The sequence below is a fragment of the [Lactobacillus] timonensis genome (genome assembly GCF_900240275.1).
GTDB classification, from domain to species: Bacteria; Bacillota; Bacilli; order Lactobacillales; family Lactobacillaceae; genus Limosilactobacillus; species Limosilactobacillus timonensis.
Map to the genome: position 1 here is coordinate 1 of NZ_LT964767.1, position 4752 is coordinate 4752.

The 4752-nt window shown below is 43.3% G+C and carries 1 protein-coding gene and 2 pseudogenes; 1 reads left to right on the plus strand and 2 read right to left on the minus strand.

Translation table 11 applies throughout. From position 1 onward, the window contains the following. Positions 1-2160: C39 family peptidase (locus C1710_RS08000; protein WP_102281881.1), on the plus strand; the 2160-nt coding region annotated here is incomplete at its 5' end. Between the two features lie 345 nt (positions 2161-2505). Here C1710_RS08000 and C1710_RS08390 read toward each other — a convergent pair. Continuing rightward, a pseudogene (locus tag C1710_RS08390) lies at positions 2506-3243 on the minus strand (C40 family peptidase); the annotation flags it as partial. 366 nt (positions 3244-3609) lie between these two features. Further along, positions 3610-4749, minus strand: a pseudogene (locus C1710_RS08395) (MBL fold metallo-hydrolase); the annotation flags it as partial. Positions 4750-4752 lie beyond the last annotated feature (3 nt).

A 4752-nucleotide genomic window follows, 5' to 3' on the forward strand; every position in this document is an offset into this window, starting at 1 on the left:
TATTTGGATCCATCAACGCAAGATTCTCATACCGGTTGGTTGTCATACAACAATAATTGGTATTACTTTGCTGATGGTCAATCTGGAGCCAGTGAAGGATTTCAAACTATTAATCAGCGTAACTACTGGTTTGATGAAACCAACGCTTGGGCTTTAAAGGGGTGGCAGTATAAAAATAATCACTGGTACTACTTTGATCCCCAAAATGCGTGGGCATTAACGGGATGGCACTTCCTCAATGGTTCCTGGTACTACTTTGATGGTCAAACAGGGCAAATGCAAACAGGTTTACAAACTGTGAACAAACAGCTGTATTTCCTAAAAGAATCTTCCCCTAACCAGGGTGGAATGCAAACTGGATGGCAAAAGATTAACAATCAGTGGTATTACTTTGCTAACTGGGGTGGTGCTCAATCTGGATGGCAATCAGTTAATGGTTCTTGGTATTACTTAGCCCCAGAGACTAAGCAGATGCAAACTGGTTGGTTAACTTACAAGGGTTATCGTTACTACTTGAACCCCAATGGTAATACCCAAACTGGTTGGGGCAATATTGATGGTCATTGGTATTACTTTGCAAACTGGGGCGGTGCTCAATCTGGATGGCAATCAGTTAAAGGCTCTTGGTATTACCTTGACCCGCAAACTCAACAGATGAAAACCGGCTGGTTAACTTACAAGGGTTATCGTTACTACTTGAATCCTAATGGTAATGCCCAGACTGGTTGGGGCAATATTGATAGTCATTGGTACTACTTTGCTGACTGGGGCGGTGCCCAATCCGGCTGGCAAAAGGTCAACGGTGCATGGTATTACCTTGATCCGCAAGCCCAGCAGATGCATACAGGCTTCCTGTCGAACAATGGCCAAACCTATTACCTCAATGGTAGTGGAGCCATGCAAACTGGTTGGTTTGTTGCTAACGATAATAAGTGGCACTACGCTGACCTTTCGGGAGCCATCCGGTATGGCTGGCAGTGGATTAATGGTTACTGGTATCTGTTGAACGGCACCAATGGTGCCATGGCCCAATGGTGGCAACAGGTTAACGGTAAGTGGTACTACCTTAACAGTGCTGGACGGATGCAAACTGGCTGGTTGTACGACAGTGGCAATTGGTATATGTTGAATGAATCTGGCGCTGCAGTTACTGGTTGGTATCATGACTATGATGGCTATGGCCCATGGTATTACTTCGACCCTGTGTCGGCAAAAATGCAAACCGGCGTCCTTAATGTCGATGGACATCGTTACCTTTTAAAACAAAACGGTCAATATACACGCACACCGTTCGTTGCCAACAACATTCTTTACTATGTGGATCCTGATCAACCAATGACTGATGCCACTACTGACCAAATTGTCCATGGTACTGATGGGAAAACATATACTTTTGCTGCCAATGGCACTTTAAACACTACTAATCTGCCAACCGGAATAATTGACATTGCCAATACCGGCTTCTTTTACAATGCATCCACTCAACGCTTTGATACAGGCTGGAAGTTCTGGAACAATAGTTGGTATTACTTTGGCACTGATGATGTGATGTACAAGAACCGTCTTTTTGACAACAATGGTTCGTTCTACTATGTCAACGAAACAGGTATTATGCAAACTGGCCAGTTTAATATTAATCGTGCTACTTATTACACTAACGCTTCTGGTGCGATTACTGGCGTCTACAATAATGCAGAAGTTATTTGTCAATTACCAGAATTGCCAACTGGTTGTGAGATCACAGCTGTGACTATGATGCTCCGATATGCTGGTAAGAATGTGACAAAGACTCAAATGGCCGATGAGATGCCACGAGCAAGCAATGGTGATTATGGCTTCGTCGGTAATCCTTACAGTTATTCTGGATGGTGGATTTTCCCTACTGGTATTGCTCCTGTTATTAACCATTGGATTGGCTGGAGTGATATTATGACTGGCTGTTCACTCGAACGCATCAAGGACAAACTTATCAATCGTCACCTGGTTGTTGTTTGGATGGGATGGATGAATGGTTATTCTAACCATGCCATCGCTTTAACGGGATTTAACGATTCTGGTTTTTACTACAATAATCCGTGGACAGGTCGCAAGGAATTCATGTCATATAATACGTTCTACTACCACTGGAACAATGACCGTCAACGTGCAATTTCCTATTAATTGATTATCCAAAAGGTTCGAGTTGAAATGAATTCTTAAAGTTTGAAAAGTGATTATGTCGCTGTTTTCTAAGGCAAGCTGCCGATATTCAATCGGTGTCTTGCCTTTTAGTTTTTTCGCCAACTTAGAGAATTAACTTCAAGTCATTTTAAGTCCTCTTTATTCAGGCGAATTGTCAAACTATGGGCCATTTTCAAAATGTGGCCTCAAAGTTTAACGCTTACCTATGACGCCTGTTAAGCTGATATGCCGTCCTATTTGTATAGTCTTTATTTCTCGTTCTTAGGGACAACAAAAAACATCTGTTCAATAAGAACAGATGTAGATGAAAATATCGTTTTATTACTAATTAAATACTCGAGCGATTCCGGCGACAACTGGATGCTGCCAGTTAACGATCGGTGCAACTTGTACTCGCGGAGGCCAACTTTCAATCACTTGGTTATTACCAAGATAGATAGCTACGTGAATAATTGTCGACGTACCTGGAGCATAGTAGAAGACCAAGTCACCACGTTGCCGTTCACCATACGAAACGTGGCGGAAATGAGGGTCAGCCCACAAATTGCGAGAATTATATTCATTACCTGGAAAAGCATGGTAAATGGAAGATGCAGAAGTTGGATTAATACCACCAGCATAGAGACATTGCATTACCAATCCAGAGCAATCACAACCATATGCAGGATCAGTCGATGAACCAACTAGATATTGATTACCAAGATAACGGTAAGCCTGTCGGATCATAGCTTCAATATGAGCAGACCGGCCTTCCCATGCGTAGGCCCCTAGTGGCGCAGTATAAGCATCAATCTTGTACCAGAGATTTTTGGATAGTCCCATTGCTTCCCACGTAGCTAAGTCAACAGTACCTGTGACTGGCAACCCGTGACGTGCTTGCAAATTCCGCACAGCGTAATATGTTGCCCAGTTATATTGGTTATACCCATTTGAGGTGCCCATCTTCCACATGATGTAGTTGGTCTTAATTCCTTCATATCCAACGCCAACGGTATAGCCAACCGGACCAGTTGGCTGAATTTGATAATCAGCTACCTGATACATCCAACCCGGGTTTTGATAGCGGATTTCCGAGAATTTCCTGGTATTACGGTCATACCAAAATTTCATATTGCCAACATACACATTGCCATTTGCTGAATTCCAATTTACTTGTAGAATTCCGTTTTTATCAAAGTTATATGTCCAACCATCATTACCCTTAACGCTTTGACCATCGTCAGCCTTAGCAACATATAGGTCCGGGTTGGCATAAATAACCTGACCAATACCATTGACATATGGCAAACGAGTATACATTCCATTAGCTCGTAAAAGATATTTGTGATGGTCGACATAAACTACCCCGGTTTGCATTTTTGCCGACACAGGGTCGAAGTAATACCATGGGCCATAGCCATCATAGTCATGATACCAACCAGTAACTGCAGCGCCAGATTCATTCAACATATACCAATTGCCACTGTCGTACAACCAGCCAGTTTGCATCCGTCCAGCACTGTTAAGGTAGTACCACTTACCGTTAACCTGTTGCCACCATTGGGCCATGGCACCATTGGTGCCGTTCAACAGATACCAGTAACCATTAATCCACTGCCAGCCATACCGGATGGCTCCCGAAAGGTCAGCGTAGTGCCACTTATTATCGTTAGCAACAAACCAACCAGTTTGCATGGCTCCACTACCATTGAGGTAATAGGTTTGGCCATTGTTCGACAGGAAGCCTGTATGCATCTGCTGGGCTTGCGGATCAAGGTAATACCATGCACCGTTGACCTTTTGCCAGCCGGATTGGGCACCGCCCCAGTCAGCAAAGTAGTACCAATGACTATCAATATTGCCCCAACCAGTCTGGGCATTACCATTAGGATTCAAGTAGTAACGATAACCCTTGTAAGTTAACCAGCCGGTTTTCATCTGTTGAGTTTGCGGGTCAAGGTAATACCAAGAGCCTTTAACTGATTGCCATCCAGATTGAGCACCGCCCCAGTTTGCAAAGTAATACCAATGACCATCAATATTGCCCCAACCAGTTTGGGTATTACCATTGGGGTTCAAGTAGTAACGATAACCCTTGTAAGTTAACCAACCAGTTTGCATCTGCTTAGTCTCTGGGGCTAAGGAATACCAAGAACCATTAACTGATTGCCATCCAGATTGAGCACCACCCCAGTTAGCAAAGTAATACCACTGATTGTTAATCTTTTGCCATCCAGTTTGCATTCCACCCTGGTTAGGGGAAGATTCTTTTAGGAAATACAGCTGTTTGTTCACAGTTTGTAAACCTGTTTGCATTTGCCCTGTTTGACCATCAAAGTAGTACCAGGAACCATTGAGGAAGTGCCATCCCGTTAATGCCCACGCATTTTGGGGATCAAAGTAGTACCAGTGATTATTTTTATACTGCCACCCCTTTAAAGCCCAAGCGTTGGTTTCATCAAACCAGTAGTTACGCTGATTAATAGTTTGAAATCCTTCACTGGCTCCAGATTGACCATCAGCAAAGTAATACCAATTATTGTTGTATGACAACCAACCGGTATGAGAATCTTGCGTTGATGGATCCAAATA